Annotated in this window: 14 protein-coding genes; 11 read left to right on the top strand and 3 right to left on the bottom strand. The window is 61.2% G+C overall.

Annotated features, from left to right (window positions below; translation table 11 throughout):
• The first annotated feature begins 93 nt into the window (after nucleotides 1-93).
• Nucleotides 94-2,559 (top strand): penicillin-binding protein 1A, encoded by a 2,466-nt coding sequence (locus FPT15_RS08455; RefSeq protein ID WP_372241456.1) that lies wholly within the window; start codon nucleotides 94-96, stop codon nucleotides 2,557-2,559.
• A 149-nt stretch (nucleotides 2,560-2,708) separates the two neighbouring features.
• Here FPT15_RS08455 and FPT15_RS08450 read toward each other — a convergent pair whose 3' ends face one another.
• Together FPT15_RS08450 and rpmE are read right to left on the bottom strand one after the other, a co-directional pair.
• A complete protein-coding gene (locus FPT15_RS08450; protein WP_056860619.1) occupies nucleotides 2,709-3,977 on the bottom strand; it encodes a malic enzyme-like NAD(P)-binding protein in 1,269 nt (422 codons plus the stop codon).
• A gap of 287 nt (nucleotides 3,978-4,264) precedes the next feature.
• On the bottom strand, nucleotides 4,265-4,495 hold the full coding sequence (gene rpmE, locus FPT15_RS08445; RefSeq protein WP_049710411.1) for a 50S ribosomal protein L31: 231 nt from the start codon (nucleotides 4,493-4,495) through the stop codon (nucleotides 4,265-4,267).
• Nucleotides 4,496-4,933: 438 nt separating this feature from the next.
• On the opposite strand from rpmE, the gene FPT15_RS08440 reads away from it, so the two are divergent.
• From FPT15_RS08440 to FPT15_RS08395, 10 genes are all read left to right on the top strand, one after another.
• Nucleotides 4,934-7,153, top strand: a complete 2,220-nt coding sequence (locus tag FPT15_RS08440) for a primosomal protein N' (RefSeq protein WP_106577524.1) — start codon at nucleotides 4,934-4,936, stop codon at nucleotides 7,151-7,153.
• 190 nt (nucleotides 7,154-7,343) lie between these two features.
• Entirely contained in the window at nucleotides 7,344-9,080 is a 1,737-nt protein-coding gene (gene argS, locus FPT15_RS08435; RefSeq protein ID WP_145159975.1) for an arginine--tRNA ligase, read from the top strand.
• A 1-nt stretch (nucleotide 9,081) separates the two neighbouring features.
• A complete protein-coding gene (locus FPT15_RS08430) occupies nucleotides 9,082-9,783 on the top strand; it encodes an SPOR domain-containing protein (protein WP_053253947.1) in 702 nt (233 codons plus the stop codon).
• Nucleotides 9,784-10,041: 258 nt separating this feature from the next.
• Nucleotides 10,042-10,572: an ATP-dependent protease subunit HslV gene (gene hslV, locus FPT15_RS08425; protein ID WP_003237338.1), complete on the top strand. Its 531-nt coding sequence runs from the start codon at nucleotides 10,042-10,044 to the stop codon at nucleotides 10,570-10,572.
• Between the two features lie 37 nt (nucleotides 10,573-10,609).
• Nucleotides 10,610-11,947, top strand: a complete 1,338-nt coding sequence (hslU, locus tag FPT15_RS08420; protein WP_008439258.1) for an ATP-dependent protease ATPase subunit HslU — start codon at nucleotides 10,610-10,612, stop codon at nucleotides 11,945-11,947.
• 171 nt (nucleotides 11,948-12,118) lie between these two features.
• Nucleotides 12,119-12,496, top strand: a complete 378-nt coding sequence (locus FPT15_RS08415) for a gamma-butyrobetaine hydroxylase-like domain-containing protein (protein WP_145159973.1) — start codon at nucleotides 12,119-12,121, stop codon at nucleotides 12,494-12,496.
• 249 nt (nucleotides 12,497-12,745) lie between these two features.
• Nucleotides 12,746-14,425, top strand: coding sequence for a class II poly(R)-hydroxyalkanoic acid synthase (phaC, locus tag FPT15_RS08410; protein ID WP_145159971.1), 1,680 nt, complete (start codon nucleotides 12,746-12,748; stop codon nucleotides 14,423-14,425).
• Nucleotides 14,426-14,577: 152 nt separating this feature from the next.
• A complete protein-coding gene (gene phaZ, locus FPT15_RS08405; RefSeq protein ID WP_106577519.1) occupies nucleotides 14,578-15,423 on the top strand; it encodes a poly(3-hydroxyalkanoate) depolymerase in 846 nt (281 codons plus the stop codon).
• Between the two features lie 88 nt (nucleotides 15,424-15,511).
• A complete protein-coding gene (gene phaC, locus FPT15_RS08400; RefSeq protein WP_145159969.1) occupies nucleotides 15,512-17,194 on the top strand; it encodes a class II poly(R)-hydroxyalkanoic acid synthase in 1,683 nt (560 codons plus the stop codon).
• Nucleotides 17,195-17,221: 27 nt separating this feature from the next.
• The gene (locus FPT15_RS08395; RefSeq protein ID WP_145159967.1) at nucleotides 17,222-17,842 is read left to right on the top strand and encodes a TetR/AcrR family transcriptional regulator; all 621 of its coding nucleotides are present in this window, start codon (nucleotides 17,222-17,224) and stop codon (nucleotides 17,840-17,842) included.
• 173 nt (nucleotides 17,843-18,015) lie between these two features.
• Here the strand turns inward: FPT15_RS08395 and FPT15_RS08390 are convergent, their stop codons facing one another.
• Entirely contained in the window at nucleotides 18,016-18,999 is a 984-nt protein-coding gene (locus FPT15_RS08390) for a phasin family protein (protein WP_145159965.1), read from the bottom strand.
• Nucleotides 19,000-19,009 lie beyond the last annotated feature (10 nt).

The following is a 19,009-nucleotide window of genomic DNA, read 5'->3' as shown; positions in this document are numbered from 1 at the left end:
CCGCTATTTATCTGCTGCTCGGGTCGATCCATCGTTTGCCATGCATGCCCCGACGCCTAACTCATTCTTTTCTCTGGAAATCCAAAAGCCTTGATTCGTCTGCTGAAGTTTTTCGGGTACTCCATTGTCGCGATTGTCTGCGGGCTGCTGCTCGTACTCAGCGGTGCCTACCTCTACCTTAGTCCGGGTTTGCCTTCCGTAGAGGCACTCAGAAGTATCCAGTTGCAGATTCCTTTGCGGGTCTACAGCAGCGACGAAAAACTGATCGCGGAGTTCGGCGAGATGCGCCGCACACCGATCCGTTTCGCCGACATTCCACCCAATTTCATCAATGCCCTGCTGTCGGCAGAAGACGATAATTTCGCCAATCACTACGGCGTTGACCCCAGCAGTCTGGTGCGCGCGGCTACCCAGTTGGTAAAAAGCGGACACATTCAATCCGGTGGCAGCACCATCACCATGCAGGTGGCGAAGAACTTCTTCCTCACCAGCGAGCGCAGTTTTTCGCGCAAGGCCACTGAAATCCTGCTGGCCCTGCAGATCGAACGCCAGCTGACCAAGGACGAGATCCTTGAGCTGTACGTCAACAAGATCTACCTGGGCAACCGCGCCTACGGGATCGAGGCGGCGTCGCAGGTCTACTACGGCAAGTCGATTCGTGACGCCAGCCTGGCGCAAATGGCAATGATTGCCGGCCTGCCCAAGGCCCCATCGCGCTTTAACCCGCTGGCCAACCCGGCGCGCAGCAAAGAGCGCCGCGACTGGATCCTCGGCCGCATGTACAAGCTGGGCAAGATCGACCAGGCCGCCTATGAAAGCGCCGTGGCCGAACCGCTGAATGCCAGCTACCACGTGCCGACGCCGGAGGTGAACGCACCGTACATCGCTGAAATGGCGCGCGCCGAGATGGTCGGCCGTTACGGCAGCGAGGCCTACACCGAAGGCTTCCGCGTGACCACGACCGTTCCCAGCAACTTGCAGGAAATTGCCAACAACGCGGTACGCGATGGCCTCGTCACCTATGACCAGCGCCACGGCTACCGGGGCCCCGAATCCCGCCTGCCAGGCAAGACTTTGAGCGCCTGGACCACTGAACTGGGCAAACAGCGCCCGATCAGCGGCCTGGAGCCCGCCATCGTCACCCAAGTGAAGAAAGATGGCGTGCAGGTGCTGACCCGCTCCGGCGAAGCGCATGTGGCGTGGGACAGCATGAAGTGGGCACGTCCCTTCCTGAACACCAACAGCATGGGCCCGATGCCCAAGCAGCCGTCGGACGTGGCACAGGTGGGTGATTTGATCCGCGTGCAACGCCAGAAAGACGACAGCCTGAAATTCAGCCAGGTCCCTGTGGCCCAAGGCGCGCTGGTGTCCCTGGACCCGCAGAACGGTGCGATCCGCGCCCTGGTCGGCGGTTTTGCCTTCGAGCAGAGCAACTACAACCGTGCCATCCAGGCCAAGCGCCAGCCGGGCTCGAGCTTCAAGCCGTTCGTCTACAGCGCCGCACTGGATAACGGCTACACCGCCGCCAGCCTGGTCAACGACGCCCCGATAGTGTTTGTCGACGAGTACCTGGACAAGGTCTGGCGCCCGAAGAACGACACCAACACCTTCCTCGGCCCAATCCGCATCCGCGAGGCGCTGTACAAGTCGCGTAACCTGGTGTCGATCCGCCTGCTGCAGGCAATGGGCGTGGGCAAAACCATCGACTACATGACGCGTTTCGGCTTCAACAAGTCGGATTTGCCGCCCAACCTGTCCCTGGCGCTGGGCACCGCGACTCTCACGCCGATGGAGATCGCCACGGGCTGGAGCACCTTTGCCAACGGCGGCTACAAGATCTCACCGTACCTGATCGACAAGATCGAAAGCCGCAATGGCGACACCCTGTTTACCGCCAACCCTCCGCGCGTGCCGGGTGACGTGGTCAACGGCGTGGCGGCGCCTGATGGCATCGCGGCGCCCAGCAACGGCGGCATCACCATCGAGCCGACACCGGGCGCAGCGCCGGCCACACCGAACACCGCCGCCGCAAACGAGCCACAAACGCCAGCTGTCGCTGAACGCGTAGTGGATGGCCGCACCACGTATATCCTCAACAGCATCCTGGAAGACGTGATCAAGAAAGGCACCGGCCGTCGCGCCCTGGCGCTGGGCCGTGCGGACATCGCCGGCAAGACCGGTACCACCAACGACTCCAAGGACGCCTGGTTCTCCGGCTACAACGCCGACTACGTGACCACCGTGTGGACCGGCTACGACCAGCCGGAAAGCCTGGGTCGCCGCGAGTTTGGTGGCACCGTCGCGCTGCCGATCTGGATGAGTTACATGGGCGCGGCCTTGAAGGACAAGCCGCTGCACACCCAGCCTGAGCCGGAAGGCATTCTCAGCCTGCGGATTGACCCGGTGAGTGGCCGTGCGGCTTCGCCAAGCACGCCGAACGCGTACTTCGAGCTGTTCAAGAGCGAAGACACGCCGCCGTCGGTCAACGAACTGGGCAATGGCGTTGCGCCGGGCAGCCCGCTGCCGGCGGATGAAGGGGCGCCGATCGATTTGTTCTGATCGCGACCTCAAGCCGACGAGGTGCAAAATGTGGGAGGGGGCAAGCCCCCTTCCACATTTGGATGTCTAAACAGCTCCAGTTAAATCGCAGGTAATAAAAAGCCCCGACTCGCAAGAGCCGGGGCTTTTTGTTGGTGCACTACAACGGCTTAGCCGTTGAACACATCATCCACGCTTTGCAGCGGGTAGTGCTTCGGATACGGCAGGGTCGCCACACCAGTCTCGATCGCGGCTTTGGCCACGGCATCGGAGATCAGGGTGATCAGGCGCTTATCCATTGGTTTAGGGATGATGTACTCACGACCGAACGCCAGTGGAGCACCACCGTACGCATCGCATACATCCTGAGGCACCGGCAGCTTGGCCAGTTCACGCAGAGCATTGGCCGCAGCCACTTTCATCTCTTCGTTGATGCGTTTGGCGCGAACGTCCAGGGCACCACGGAAGATGAACGGGAAGCCCAGTACGTTGTTGACCTGGTTCGGGTAGTCCGAACGGCCGGTGGCCATGATCACGTCGTTACGGGTGGCGTGGGCCAGTTCCGGGGAGATTTCCGGATCAGGGTTGGAGCAGGCGAACACGATCGGGTTGGCCGCCATCGACTTGAGGCCTTCGGCGCTCAGCAGGTTCGGGCCAGACAGGCCGACGAACACGTCTGCACCGTCAAGGGCGTCAGCCAGGGTGCGCTTGTCGGTGGCGTGGGCAAACATCGCCTTGTACTGGTTCAGGTCGGTACGCTCGGACTGAACAACGCCCTTGCTGTCGACCATGAAGATGTTTTCCAGCTTGGCGCCCATGCTCACCAGCAATTTCATGCAGGAGATGGCTGCAGCGCCGGCGCCCAGGCAGACGATTTGCGCGTCAGCCAGGGTTTTGCCGGCGATTTCCAGGGCGTTGATCATGCCGGCCGCGGTAACGATCGCGGTGCCGTGCTGGTCATCGTGGAATACCGGAATGTCGCACTGCTCGATCAGGGCCTTTTCGATCTCGAAGCACTCAGGTGCCTTGATGTCTTCCAGGTTGATGCCACCGAACGTGATGGAAATGCGCTTTACGGTGTCGATGAAAGCCTGCGGGCTTTCGGAATCGACTTCGATGTCGAAAACGTCGATGCCGGCAAAGCGCTTGAACAGCACGCCTTTACCTTCCATGACTGGCTTGGACGCCAATGGGCCAAGGTTGCCCAGGCCGAGAATCGCGGTGCCATCGGAAATCACTGCAACCAGGTTGCCTTTGCCGGTGTACTTGTACGCCAGTTCAGGGTCGCGGGCGATTTCACGTACGGGCTCGGCAACGCCAGGGCTGTAGGCCAGCGACAGGTCGCGGGCGGTGGCAGTGGCTTTGGTGAGCTCTACACTCAGCTTTCCTGGACGAGGATGGGCATGATATTCGAGAGCGGCAGTTTTCAAATCAGACATATCGGCATTCCGCTTTTACTGTTGGTCGACGGACCGCCGAGGATACGCGTGTCGCAAAGTCCCTACAAGACTGGGCAGTCACAGGTGTCAAGGGCCCTGCGCTACGACTTTTGGCCAAGAGCCACGGGATACAAGGGCTCAACTGTTCACAATCGCATTAAAAAATGTCTACAATTTTTTTATTAAAAATGATTTGAATCACGCGCGACCAAATTGCAGGCACAAAAAAGGCGTCCCAAAGGACGCCTTCTTCAACAGCTGACAAAAACCCGGAGGGCTTTTGAGCCTTACTCTGCTGGAGTAGCAGGCTTCTTGCCGAAAGCACCAAAGCGATCTGCGAAGCGCTGTACACGGCCGCCGGTGTCCAGAGTTTTCTGCTTACCGGTGTAGAACGGGTGGCACTCGTTGCATACGTCAGTACCCAGTGGCTTGCACAGGTTCGAACGTGTTTCGAACTTGTTGCCGCAGCTGCAGGTTACTTCGATGGTTTCGTACGCTGGATGGATATCGGCTTTCATGGTGACTTCCTCGGGCTAGCGTGCCGCCACTCGACACTATTGTCGAATACCGCACGTAATTAGGCCGCGGATTCTACCAGACCTTTTTAAACGCGCAAGCGGCGCTTCCGGCCGATTGCCCACATATAAGCCCCTTTCATCAGAAAAACCCCCGACACACCACGATCAATATGGGAGCCGGGTGGTGTTGTGGCGAGCAGGCTCGCCCTGCGCTGGGCTGCGAAGCAGCCCCAATAAGGCTAGTGCGATTTTGCAGTTGGAACTTGCTGCGGGCATCGGGGCCGCTGCGCGTCCCAGCGCAGGGCAAGCCTGCTCGCCACAAAAGGCCCAGCGCCCACAGAAGCGCTGCCTCGTGCAGTAGAGACAGGACACCTCTACCGCAGGTCTGCTAGGCTCCCGCCCCTGCGCCACCGCCTGCCTTTATATGAGATTCCCCGCGTGCCCGACGCCATTTTGCGCCTAGCCCTGCCCTCGCCCCTGCGCCGTCTGTTCGACTACCGAGCCCCTGCCGGCGTGTTGCGGGCGCAGTTGCAGCCAGGCATGCGCGTGCGCGTGCCGTTCGGGCGCCGGGAAATGATCGGCATTCTGGTGGAAGTCGCCGACCACAGCGAAGTGCCCGCAGAAAAGCTCAAGCCGGCCATCGCGATCCTCGACGCCACTGCGCCGCTGCCACCGGCCCTGTTCAAGCTGTGCCTGTGGACCGCCCAGTATTATCAGCATAGTTTGGGCGATACCTTGAGCTGGGCACTGCCGGTGCTGCTGCGTCAGGGCGAGCTGGCCGAGGCACGCCAGGAGCGCTTCTGGTCGATGGTGCCCGGCGCGCGCCTCGATGACCCGCGCATCGCCCGCGCGCCACGCCAGCGTGAAGCCCTGGCCACGCTGGCGCAGCATCCCCACGGCGTGGCGCATCAGCTATTGAGCAAGCTGATGCTGAGCAAGGACAGCCTCGACCTGCTGCTGGCCAAGGGCTTGGTGCAGGTGGAAATCCGCAAGCACGCCCCCGACCCACGCCACGAACACTGGCTGGCCCAGCCCGAACTGCCGCTGAACACCGAGCAACGTGCTGCCTATGAAGCGATTCGCGCAGGCTTCGACAGCTTCCACGCGTTCCTGCTGGCGGGCGTGACGGGCAGCGGCAAGACCGAAGTCTATCTGCAGCTCATCCGCGAAACCCTGCAGGCCGGCAAGCAGGCGCTGGTGCTGATCCCCGAGATCAACCTGGGCCCGCAAACCCTGGCGCGTTTCGAGCAGCGCTTCAACGCGCGCATCGCCCTGGTGCATTCGGCGGTCAACGACCGCGAGCGCCTGGAGTCCTGGCTGGCCGCGCGGGACGGCGAAGCCGACATTATTATCGGCACCCGCTCGGCGCTGTTCACGCCGATGAAGAACCCCGGGCTGATCATCATCGACGAGGAGCACGACGGCTCCTATAAACAGCAGGAAGGCCTGCGCTACCACGCCCGCGACCTGGCGCTGGTGCGCGCACGCCAGGAAGACATTCCGATTGTGCTGGGCTCGGCCACGCCGTCCCTGGAAAGCCTGCACAACGCCTACACCGGCCGTTACGGGCTGCTGCGTCTGAATGAGCGTGCAGGCGGCGCCAAGCAACCGCGCTTCCTGCGCCTGGATGTAAAAAGCCGTCCACTGGACAGCGGCATTTCCGGGCCGATGCAGCAAGCCATCGGCCAGACCCTCGCCGCCGGCCAGCAAGTGCTGGTGTTTCTCAACCGCCGAGGGTTTGCGCCGACGTTGCTGTGCCATGACTGCGGCTGGATGTCCGAGTGCGAGCGCTGCGATGCGCGCATGACCGTGCACCAGCGCCACGGCGAGCTGCGCTGCCATCACTGCGGCCATGTTGAACGAGTGCCGCGCCACTGCCCGCAGTGCGGCAAAGTGGATTTGCGCCCAGTGGGCGCGGGCACCGAGCGCGCCGAAGAGCGCCTGGGCATCCTGTTTCCGGACTACCCGGTGCTGCGGGTCGACCGCGACAGCACCTCGCGCAAAGACGCGATGAACCAGCTGTTCGCGACCATCCAGAAAGGCCAGCCGTGCATCCTGATCGGCACGCAGATGCTTGCCAAAGGGCACCACTTTCCACGGGTGACGCTGGTGTCGATCCTGGATGCCGACGGCGGCCTGTTCTCTGGTGATTTCCGCGCCAGCGAGCGCATGGCGCAGCTGATCGTGCAGGTCGCAGGCCGCGCCGGGCGCGCTGAAGAACCGGGCAAAGTGATTATCCAGACGCACCTGGCCGACCATCCGCTGCTGATCCAGCTGACAGAACAAGGCTACTTCGCCTTCGCCGAACAGGCGCTGAGTGAACGCCGCTCTGCCGGCTTGCCGCCCTTCTCGCACCTTGCACTGTTGCGGGCCGAAGCTCATAAACCGGGGCAGGCGGAAGGTTTTCTGGATGAGGCGTGCAGCGCCGCCGAACGTTTGCTCGGCGAGTTGGGTCTGACCGGCATCGAATTGCTCGGCCCGGTGCCTGCACCCATGGAGCGCCGCGCCGGGCGTTATCGCGCTCAGCTACTCTTGCAGGCAACGTCCCGCGCGCCCCTGCATCGGCTATTAAGTAGCTGGTTGCTTGCTCTGGAGCAAATGCCCAGTGGCCGCCAGGTGCGATGGTCGTTGGATGTGGACCCGGTAGACCTGTATTGATCACAGGCAAGCCAGCGCCCACATTTTGAAATGTGAACACCTTTAAATGTGGGAGCGGGCTTGCCCGCGATGAGGCCCGCAGGTCCGCCATCTGGTCTGAACGGTTGGCAAGCCCGCCCTCGCCACGGATAATGCCCAGTTTTTCCACCTGCGCATCGCGCGCCGCCGCTTGCGGTCGAAAGAGAACACCATGAAAGACACCATTCGCCAGCTGATCCAACAAGCCCTCACCCAACTCGTCAACGAAGGTGTGTTGCCTGAAGGCCTGACGCCGGCGATCCAGGTGGAAAACACCCGCGACAAGACCCACGGTGACTTCGCCAGCAACATCGCGATGATGCTGTCCAAGCCTGCGGGCATGAAGCCGCGCGACCTGGCGGAAAAAATCATTGCCGCGCTGCCGGCTGACGACAGCGTCACCAAGGCCGAAATTGCCGGCCCAGGCTTCATCAACTTCTTCCAGAACACCCAGGCCCTGGCCTCGCGCCTGGACGCCGCCCTGGCCGACGACAGGATCGGCGTGCGCAAGGCCGGCCCACTGCAGCGCGTGGCCATCGACCTGTCGGCACCCAACCTGGCCAAAGAGATGCACGTCGGCCACTTGCGTTCGACCATCATCGGCGACGGCGTGGCGCGGGTGCTGGAGTTCCTCGGCGACACCGTGATCCGTCAAAACCACGTGGGCGACTGGGGCACCCAGTTCGGCATGCTGATGGCCTACCTGCAGGAAAACCCGATCACCAGCAACGAGCTGGCCGACCTGGAAAACTTTTACCGCGCCGCCAAAAAGCGTTTCGACGAATCCGAAGAATTCGCCGACCGCGCCCGTGGCCTGGTGGTCAAGCTGCAAGCCGGTGACGAGGAATGCCTGGCGTTGTGGGGCCGCTTCCGCGAGATCTCGCTGTCGCACTGCCAGGAAATCTACGAACTGCTCAACGTAAAACTGACCATGGCCGACGTGATGGGCGAAAGCGCCTACAACGACGACCTGATCAACGTGGTCAACGACCTCAAGGCCAAAGGCCTGCTGGTCGAGAGCAACGGCGCACAGTGCGTGTTCCTCGAAGAATTCAAGACCGCCGACGGCGAGCCGCTGCCGGTGATCATCGTCAAGGCCGATGGCGGCTACCTCTATGCCACCACCGACCTGGCGGCCGTGCGCTACCGCAGCGGCGTGCTCAAGGCCGACCGCGCGCTGTATTTCGTCGACCAGCGCCAGGCCCTGCACTTCCAGCAGGTGTTTGAAGTGGCACGCCGCGCAGGTTTCGTCACCCACCCGATGCACATGGAACACATGGGCTTCGGCACCATGAACGGCGCCGATGGCCGCCCGTTCAAGACGCGCGACGGCGGCACCGTGAAGCTGATCGACCTGCTGAACGAAGCCCAGGAACGTGCCTACAACCTGGTGAAGGAAAAGAACCCGGAACTGGCCGAAGCCGAGCTGCGCAACATCGCCCGCGTGGTGGGCATTGGCGCGGTGAAATACGCCGACCTGTCCAAGCACCGCACCAGCGACTACAGCTTCAACTTCGAACTGATGCTCAACTTTGAAGGCAACACCGCGCCGTACCTGCTGTACGCCTACACTCGCGTCGCCGGTGTGTTCCGCAAGCTGGGCAAGGACTTCAGCGAAGTTGAAGGCCAGATCGTGCTGGATGCCGCGCATGAACAGGAACTGGCGGCCAAACTGGCGCAATTCGGCGAAGTGCTGAACAGCGTCGGAGAGAAAGGCACGCCACATATCCTGTGCACCTATTTGTACGAAGTCGCCGGTCTGTTCTCCAGCTTCTACGAGAACTGCCCGATCCTCACCGCCGACGACGAAGCCCAAAAGCAAAGTCGCCTGCGCCTCGCCGCACTGGCTGGACGGACCCTCAAGCAAGGCCTGGAACTGTTAGGCCTGGAAACCCTGGAGCGTATGTAAGTTGGCTGCCAAGAAAAAACCTGCACCCAAGCGCGGCGCCAGCCGCTATCAAGCCCCGGCAAAGAAGCCTATTCCGGGCTGGTTGTGGATGGCCATCGGCCTGGCGGTCGGTGCGTTCGTCGTGATCCTGATGAAGCTGGAGCCGGGCAAGGGCGATGACGTCAAGCGCGTCAAGCAAGAGCAGCAGAAGGCCACGAAAATGGCCGAAGCCAACAAGACGGCGCCAAGCCCGACTGCACCGGTGAAGCCGAAATACGACTTCTACACGCTGCTGCCGGAATCGGAAGTGATTGTGCCGCCCGACGCCGTGCCGGAAAAAACCCTGCCGACGCCGCAAGTGCCGACCACGCCGGTGACGCCAGCGGAAGCGGCGAAAATCGATACCGCGCGGGCGCAAGCTGCGCTGGCCGGGATCACCCCGCCGCCACCGCCGCCCGTGGCCACCACCAAGGCTGCGCCGGTGACCAAGTTCTTCCTGCAAGCGGGCTCGTTCCCGAAACAGGCGGACGCGGATCGCGTGCGTGCGCAGATCATCCTGCTGGGCCAGGCGGTGACAGTGGAGTCCGGCACGGTGAAGGATGCGACCTGGTATCGCGTGCTGGTGGGGCCGTTCAGCAACCGTGAACAGCTGACCGTAGCGCAGAAGCAACTGGCCGGCGCAGGGTTTAGCAACCTGTTGTTACAACAACGCCAGAGCCGCTGATTCAGAGTCAACGCGGATCAAAATGTGGGAGGGGACTTGCCCCCGATAGCGGTAGATCAGTCACTATTTTTGGCGACTGATGCACCGCCATCGGGGGCAAGCCCCCTCCCACATTTGGTTTTGCGGTGCGCTTGAGAAGGTGTAAGACCTATAAACACCGCCCGTCCGCCATAACCCTCTACGGTTGAAATCCCTCCCGCCACCCCCATATGAGATTCCATCAGGGCATTTTCGCCCCGCTGCGTGGAGACTCTCCCCTTGACCACCATCGTTTCAGTACGTCGCCACGGCAAAGTCGTCATGGGCGGCGACGGCCAGGTTTCCCTTGGCAACACCGTGATGAAAGGCAACGCCAAAAAGGTGCGTCGTCTATACCACGGGCAGGTTCTCGCGGGCTTTGCCGGCGCTACCGCCGACGCCTTCACCCTCTTCGAGCGTTTCGAGGGCCAGCTGGAAAAACACCAGGGCCACCTCGTTCGCGCCGCTGTCGAACTCGCCAAAGAATGGCGCACCGACCGCTCCCTCAGCCGCCTGGAAGCCATGTTGGCCGTCGCCAACAAAGACGCGTCCTTGATCATCACCGGTAACGGCGATGTGGTTGAGCCTGAACATGGCCTGATCGCCATGGGTTCCGGCGGTGGTTATGCCCAAGCGGCCGCCAGCGCCTTGCTGAAGAAAACCGACCTGTCGGCCCGTGAAGTCGTCGAGACTGCCTTGGGCATTGCCGGCGACATCTGCGTGTTCACCAACCACAACTTCACCATTGAGGAGCAGGACCTCGCCGAGTAAGCCGTAGGCTTATTCCCGCTTGAGGCCGCCAAACACTATGTCCATGACTCCCCGCGAAATCGTCCATGAACTTAACCGCCATATCATCGGCCAGGACGATGCCAAGCGCGCCGTTGCCATTGCGCTGCGTAACCGCTGGCGCCGGATGCAATTGCCGGAAGAATTGCGCGTTGAAGTAACGCCGAAGAACATCCTGATGATCGGCCCGACCGGCGTCGGTAAAACCGAAATCGCCCGGCGCCTGGCCAAACTGGCCAACGCCCCGTTCATCAAGGTCGAAGCCACCAAGTTCACCGAAGTGGGCTATGTGGGCCGCGACGTCGAGTCGATCATCCGTGACCTGGCCGACGCCGCCTTGAAGTTGCTGCGCGAACAGGAAATGACCAAGGTCAGCCACCGCGCCGAAGACGCCGCCGAAGAACGTATCCTCGACGCCCTGCTGCCACCGGCACGCATGGGCTTTAACGAAGACGCCGCGCCGTCGTCCGATTCCAATACCCGTCAGCTGTTCCGCAAGCGCCTGCGTGAAGGCCAGCTGGACGACAAGGAAATCGAGATCGAAGTCGCCGAAGTGTCTGGCGTGGATATTTCCGCACCGCCTGGCATGGAAGAAATGACCAGCCAGCTGCAGAACCTGTTCGCCAACATGGGCAAGGGCAAGAAGAAAAGCCGCAAGCTCAAGGTGAAAGAAGCGCTGAAACTGGTGCGCGACGAGGAAGCCGGGCGCCTGGTGAATGAGGAAGAACTCAAGGCCAAGGCGCTGGAAGCGGTCGAGCAGCACGGCATCGTGTTTATCGACGAGATCGACAAGGTGGCCAAGCGCGGTAACTCTGGTGGCGTCGACGTGTCCCGCGAGGGCGTACAGCGCGACCTGCTGCCGCTGATCGAAGGCTGCACCGTGAACACCAAGCTGGGTATGGTCAAGACCGACCACATCCTGTTTATCGCCTCCGGTGCGTTCCACCTGAGCAAGCCAAGCGATCTGGTGCCGGAGCTCCAGGGCCGTCTGCCGATTCGTGTGGAACTCAAGGCGCTGACCCCGGGCGACTTCGAACGCATCCTCAGCGAGCCGCATGCGTCGCTTACCGAGCAATACCGTGAGCTGCTGAAAACCGAAGGTTTGGGCATTGAGTTCCTGCCGGACGGGATCAAGCGCCTGGCAGAGATTGCCTGGCAGGTTAACGAGAAGACCGAGAACATCGGTGCGCGTCGCCTGCACACCTTGCTTGAGCGCCTGCTCGAAGAAGTGTCTTTCAGCGCCGGTGACATGGCCGGTGCGCAGAATGGCGAAGCGATCAAGATCGACGCCGACTACGTCAACAGCCACCTGGGCGAATTGGCGCAGAACGAAGACCTGTCTCGTTATATCCTGTAAGCCTTTTAGAAAAAGGCGTATGTAGGAGCCTGGCTTTTGTGGGAGCTGGCTTGCCTGCGATAGCATCACCTCAGTGTTTCTGAAACACCGAGGTGCCTGCATCGCGGGCAAGCCCGGCTCCCACAGAAGCCCTCCCACATTTTTGAGCCGGTTTCTTCAGGATTATTATCAATGTCGAAATTTCCTACTGCTGTAAACCTGCACAAAACCTCCAATACCCTCGGCCTCACCTATGGGCCCGATGAGGTCTACCAGCTCCCCGCCGAACTATTGCGCACCCACTCACCTTCCGCCGAGGTCCAGGGCCACGGCAAACCCATCCTGCAATTCGGCAAGATCAACGTCAGGCTGATCAAGGTAGAACCGGCCGGTCAGTACGCACTGAAATTGACCTTCGACGACGGCCATGACAGCGGACTGTTCACCTGGGACTACCTCTACCAGTTGGCCGTGCGCCAGGAAGCCCTGTGGGCCGACTATCTTGCTGAGCTCAAAGCAGCCGGTAAAACCCGCGACCCGAGCGAGTCGGTCGTGCGGCTGATGCTCTAACTCAGGCGTCTTGCTCTTTAGAGGGCATTTTCTAATTTCATCTGCTTGAATGCCCTGTCGCGTGGTCAACGATTGGCCCGCTTGCGAAAAAAATTAAACTCGGGTAACCAATGGAACTGGCAAGTTCCCTGCATTTGACGATGCGGTATCAACGGTCACCCGAGTCGCAGTACCAGGCTGGTGTCGTGTATCGAAATTGGGTGCGCAGCAATCGCCGGTACTCGTCTTTCGGACAATGGAGCGTCGTAGATGAGTAACAAGAATAACGATGACTTGAAACGCCAGGCCTCTGAAAACACCCTGGGGCTAAACCCGATCATCGCGTTACGAAAAAAGGACTTACTCGCTTCGGCGAAGATGGTGCTGACCCAAGCCATCAAGCAACCGTTACACAGCGTCAAACACGTCGCGCATTTCGGTGTTGAGTTGAAGAACGTGATGTTCGGCAAGTCCGCGCTTGTGCCTGAAGGCGATGACCGTCGCTTCAGCGACCCGGCGTGGAGCCAGAACCCGCTCTACAAACGTTACCTGCAAACCTACCTGGCGTGGCGCAAGGAACTGCACGACTGGATCGGCGACAGCAACCTGTCGGATCAGGACATCAGCCGCGGCCACTTCGTGATCAACCTGATGACCGAAGCCATGGCCCCCACCAACAGCGCGGCCAACCCGGCGGCGGTCAAACGCTTCTTTGAAACCGGCGGCAAAAGCCTGCTCGATGGCTTGTCCCATCTGGCCAAGGACATGGTGCACAACGGCGGCATGCCGAGCCAGGTCAACATGGGTGCCTTCGAAGTGGGCAAGACCCTGGGCACCACCGAAGGCGCCGTGGTCTTTCGCAACGACGTGCTGGAGCTGATCCAGTACAAGCCGATCACCGAACAGGTGCACGAGCGCCCACTGCTGGTGGTGCCGCCGCAGATCAACAAATTCTATGTATTCGACCTGAGCCCGGAAAAAAGCCTGGCGCGCTTCTGCCTGCGTAATGGCCAGCAGACGTTTATCGTCAGCTGGCGCAACCCGACCAAGGCCCAGCGCGAGTGGGGCCTGTCGACCTATATCGAGGCGCTCAAGGAAGCGGTCGATGTGGTCACGGCGATTACCGGCAGCAAAGACATCAACATGCTCGGCGCCTGCTCCGGCGGCATCACCTGTACTGCGTTGCTCGGCCACTACGCGGCGCTGGGGGAGAAGAAGGTCAACGCCCTGACCTTGCTGGTGAGCGTGCTGGACACCACGCTGGACACCCAGGTAGCGCTGTTCGTCGACGAACAGACCCTGGAGGCAGCCAAGCGCCACTCCTACCAGGCCGGCGTGCTGGAAGGCCGCGACATGGCCAAGGTGTTTGCCTGGATGCGCCCCAACGACCTGATCTGGAACTACTGGGTCAATAACTACCTGCTGGGCAACGAGCCGCCGGTGTTCGACATCCTCTTCTGGAACAACGACACCACGCGTTTACCGGCCGCCTTTCACGGCGACCTGATCGAACTGTTCAAGAACAACCCGCTGGTGCGTGCCAACGCACTGGAAGTGTGCGGCACGCCGATCGACCTCAAGCAGGTTACCGCCGACATTTACTCACTGGCCGGCACCAACGACCACATTACGCCGTGGCAATCCTGCTACAAGTCGGCGCAGTTGTTTGGCGGCAAGGTCGAGTTTGTGTTGTCCAGCAGTGGGCATATCCAGAGCATCCTCAACCCGCCGGGCAACCCCAAGGCGCGCTACCAGACCAGCGATGGCCTGGCGGGCAAGGCGCTGGAATGGCAGGAAAATGCGACCAAGCACACTGACTCGTGGTGGCTGCATTGGCAGGTGTGGCAGGCAGAGCGGGCGGGCAAGTTGAAGAAAGCTCCGACAATTTTGGGTAACAAAACCTATGCCGCAGCTGAGGCGGCGCCGGGTACATACGTTCACGAAAGGTAGGCTGGAATGGGATCAAATGTGGGAGCTGGCTTGCCTGCGATGGCATCCACTCGGTAGGCCTGATACACCGCAGCGCCTGCATCGCAGGCAAGCCAGCTCCCACATTGACCGTATTCCCGCAGGGAAATAGCGCCATTTTGCAGGGTAAGCCCATGCCGCAACCGTTCATCTTCCGTACCATCGACCTGGATGGCCAGGCCATCCGCACGGCGGTGCGCCCGGGCAAGCCTCACTTGACGCCGCTGCTGATTTTCAACGGCATCGGCGCCAACCTTGAGCTGGTGTTTCCGTTCGTCCAGGCGCTGGACCCGGACCTGGAAGTGATCGCCTTCGATGTGCCCGGCGTCGGTGGTTCCTCGACGCCGAGTCGGCCCTATCGCTTTCCTGGCCTGGCCAAACTCACCGCGCGCATGCTCGATTACCTCGACTACGGCCAAGTGAATGCCGTGGGTGTGTCCTGGGGCGGCGCGCTCGCGCAGCAATTCGCCTATGACTACCCGGAGCGCTGCAAAAAACTCATCCTCGCCGCCACCGCTGCCGGTGCATTTATGGTGCCGGGCAAGCCCAAGGTGCTGTGGCTGATGGCAAGCCCACGGCGCTATATCCAACCGTCCCACGTGGTGCGCATCGCGCCGATGATTTATGGCGGCTCGTTCCGGCGTGACGCGAAACTGGCCGCCGAGCACGCCAGCAAAGTGCGCTCGGCCGGCAAGCTCGGCTATTACTGGCAGCTGTTCGCCGGGCTGGGCTGGACCAGCATTCACTGGCTGCACAAGATCCGCCAACCCACGCTGGTGCTGGCGGGCGACGACGACCCGCTGATTCCGCTGATCAATATGCGCATGCTGGCCTGGCGGATTCCCAACGCGCAGTTGCACATCATCGATGACGGCCACCTGTTCCTGATCACCCGGGCCGAAGCCGTGGCGCCGATCATCATGAAGTTTCTCGAAGAGGAGCGCCTGCGGGCCGTGATTCACCCGCGACCGGCCGTGTAAGGACCGCACTGCCGCGCAACTTGCCGAGAACCGACTATGGTTCTGAATTGGCGTGCCCGTTGTTGCCTTGACGAAGGAGTGTTGGCTCATGCGAGAAAGACCCGTGACGAACCCGGCGCCCACCCCTGCCGTGTTCATCAATGCGCAAAATGCAATCACCGGCCTGCGCGGTCGGGATTTGCTGGCGACCCTGCGCAGCGTCGCCGCCCACGGCTTGCGCAACCCGGTGCACACCGCGCGCCACGCCCTGGCGCTGAGTGGTCAGCTGGGCCGCGTGCTGCTGGGCGAAACCGTGCATGAGCCCAACCCCAACGACGCGCGCTTCATCGACCCGACCTGGAAGCTCAACCCGTTGTACCGCCGCAGCCTGCAAGCCTATTTGAGCTGGCAGAAACAAACTCGCCACTGGATCGACGACAGCACCCTCAACCCTGACGATCGCGCCCGCGCGCACTTTGCGTTCTCGCTGCTCAACGATGCGGTGTCGCCCTCCAACACCTTGCTCAACCCGCTGGCCGTCAAGGAACTGCTCAACTCCGGCGGCAACAGTGTGGTGCGCGGCGTGAGCAACCTGTTTGATGATTTGCTGCACAACAACGGCCTGCCCCGCCAGGTCAGCAAGCATGCGTTCGAAGTCGGCAAGACCGTCGCGACCACACCCGGCTCGGTGGTGTTTCGCAACGAACTGCTGGAGCTGATCCAGTACAAACCCATGAGCGAAAAACAGTACGCCAAGCCGCTGCTGATCGTGCCGCCGCAAATCAACAAGTACTACATTTTTGACCTCAGCCCAGCCAACAGCTTTGTGCAGTACGCACTGAAAAACGGCCTGCAGACGTTTATGGTCAGCTGGCGTAACCCGGATGTGCGTCACCGAGAATGGGGCCTGTCCACCTACGTCGCCGCGCTGGAGGAAGCGCTGAACGTGTGCCGCGCGATTACCGGGGCCCGCGAAGTCAACCTGATGGGCGCCTGCGCGGGTGGCCTGACCATCGCCGCACTGCAAGGCCATCTGCAAGCCAAGCGCCAGTTGCGACGCATCTCCAGCGCCAGCTACCTGGTGAGCCTGCTGGACAGCCAGATCGACAGCCCCGCCACTCTGTTCGCCGATGAGCAGACCCTGGAAGCCGCCAAGCGCCGTTCCTACCAGCAAGGTGTGCTCGACGGCCGGGACATGGCCAAGGTGTTTGCCTGGATGCGCCCCAACGACCTGATCTGGAACTACTGGATCAACAATTACCTGCTGGGCAAGGAGCCGCCGGCGTTCGACATCCTGTACTGGAACAACGACAACACGCGCCTGCCTGCCGCGCTGCATGGCGACTTGCTGGACTTCTTCAAGCACAACCCTTTGAGCCATCCCGGTGGCCTGGAGGTGTGCGGCACGCCTATCGACTTGCAGAAGGTCACGGTGGACAGCTTCAGCGTGGCGGGCATCAACGACCACATCACGCCGTGGGATGCGGTGTATCGCTCCACGCAATTGCTGGGCGGTGAGCGGCGCTTCGTGCTGTCCAACAGCGGGCATGTGCAGAGCATCCTCAACCCGCCGGGCAACCCCAAGGCCAATTACGTCGAAAACCTCAAGCTGAGCAGCGACCCGCGAGCCTGGTACTACGACGCCCACCACGTCGAAGGCAGCTGGTGGCCGCAGTGGCTGGAGTGGATTCAACAACGCTCCGGCGTGCAGCGCGAAACCCTCACCGCCCTGGGCAACCAGAATTACCCACCGATGGAAGCGGCGCCGGGCACTTACGTGCATGTGCGCTGAGCTCAACGATCACATTAAGAAGACTGGATGAAGACCCGCGACCGTATCCTTGAATGTGCCTTGCAGTTGTTCAACCACAAGGGCGAACCGAACGTGTCGACCATGGAGGTAGCCAATGAAATGGGGATCAGCCCCGGCAACCTCTACTACCACTTCCATGGCAAGGAGCCGTTGGTGCTCGGGCTGTTCGAGCGCTTTCAGAATGAACTGGCGCCGCTGCTTGACCCGCCGGCGGACGCGCAGCTCAGCGCCGAGGATTACTGGCTGTTCCTGCACCTGATCGTCGAGCGCATGGCCCATTACCGGTTTCTGTTTCAGGACCTGTCAAACCTGGCGGGGCGCCTGCCAAAGCTGGCCAAGGGCATTCGCACCTTGCTCACGGCGCTCAAGCGTACGCTGGCGTCGCTGCTTGCGCGTTTGAAGGCGGCGGGGCAGTTGGTCAGTGATACCCAGGCACTGGGGCAATTGGTGGAGCAGATCACCCTGACGCTGCTGTTTTCGCTGGACTACCAGCGCATCCTCGACCGAGAAGGCGAAGTGCGCGTGGTGGTGTACCAGATCATGATGCTGGTGGCGCCGCATCTGTTGCTGCCGGCGCGACAGGCGACCGAGAAGTTTGCCCTGAAATATCTGGATGATCTGGATTGAAAATGTGGGAGCGGGCTTGCCCGCGATAGCGGTGAGTCAGTTAGCACCTATGTCATCGGCAGACCGCAATCGCGGGCAAGCCCGCTCCCACATTGGAACTATGTGGGTAATAAGATCGCCAATAAAAAACGCCCGACCTTCACAGGCCGGGCGTTTTTTGTGCCCTGAAAAAATCAGGACTGACTGGATGGCGTCGGGGTTGCCGGCGATGCAGTCGGGGCAGTAGCAGCGTGCGTCGGTGCGGACACCGAGTTGGCTGTCGAGGCGGTCGGCGCCGGCGTTGCAGGCTTGGCCGCAACCGCTGGTTTTGCCGCTGCTGGTTTTTTCGCTACAGCAGGCTTCTTGGCGGCGGCTGGTTTTGCCGCTGGCTTGGCCGCCACAGCTTTGGCAGCCGGTTTTGCTGCGGCTGGCTTGGCTGCAGATTTCGCGGCAGGCTTGGCAGCGGGTTTTGCAGCAGCCGTTTTAGCCGCAGGTTTCGCAGCCGCCTTGGCAGCAGGTTTAGCCGCTGGCTTGGTGGCTGCTTTAGCGGCCACTGGCTTAGCAGCAGACTTGGTGGCAGGTTTAGCAGCGGCTGTTTTAGCGGCAGGCTTGGCAGCCGGTTTAGCCGCGGCTTTGGCTGGAGCCTTGGCCGCAGGTTTGGCAGCGGGTTTAGCCGCCGCTTTAACCAGAGGCTTGGCTGCAGTTTTCGCTGCAGGTTTTGCCGCAGCCGTTTTAGCGGCAGGCTTGGCAGCTGGTTTGGCCGCTGCGGTTTTAGCCGGGGCCACTTTTGCGCCCGTGAGTTTTTCGATTTGACGGGTCAGCGTATCGACCTTGCCGTGCAGCGTCTTCAGCTCAGCTTTGCTCGGCACGCCCAGTCGCGAAATGGCACTGTTAAGGCGCTTATCGAAAGTTTCTTCCAACTTGCCCCACGTGTCAGAAATGCTCGACTTGGCAGAACCCGCACTCGCCTTTGCCGCTTCTACTTTCTTACCGACTGTAGTCTTGGTCAACTTCTCGGCCTTTTCGCCGTCCTTGACCAAAGTCTCGAAGTACTTACCGCCGTCACTGCTAACCTTCGAGTACACGCCTAAACCAGCAAGCCAGATCTTACGGGAATATTTTTCAACTTCCCCGATCCACGAGCTGCCTTCTTTCTGAGTAGTCTTTTTAACAGCCATCCCGATGTCT

It is taken from the genome of Pseudomonas sp. RGB, from assembly GCF_007713445.1.
Classification (GTDB): domain Bacteria; phylum Pseudomonadota; class Gammaproteobacteria; order Pseudomonadales; family Pseudomonadaceae; genus Aquipseudomonas.
Note: the sequence above shows the minus strand (reverse complement) of the source record. Positions and strands in the feature narration are given on the sequence as shown.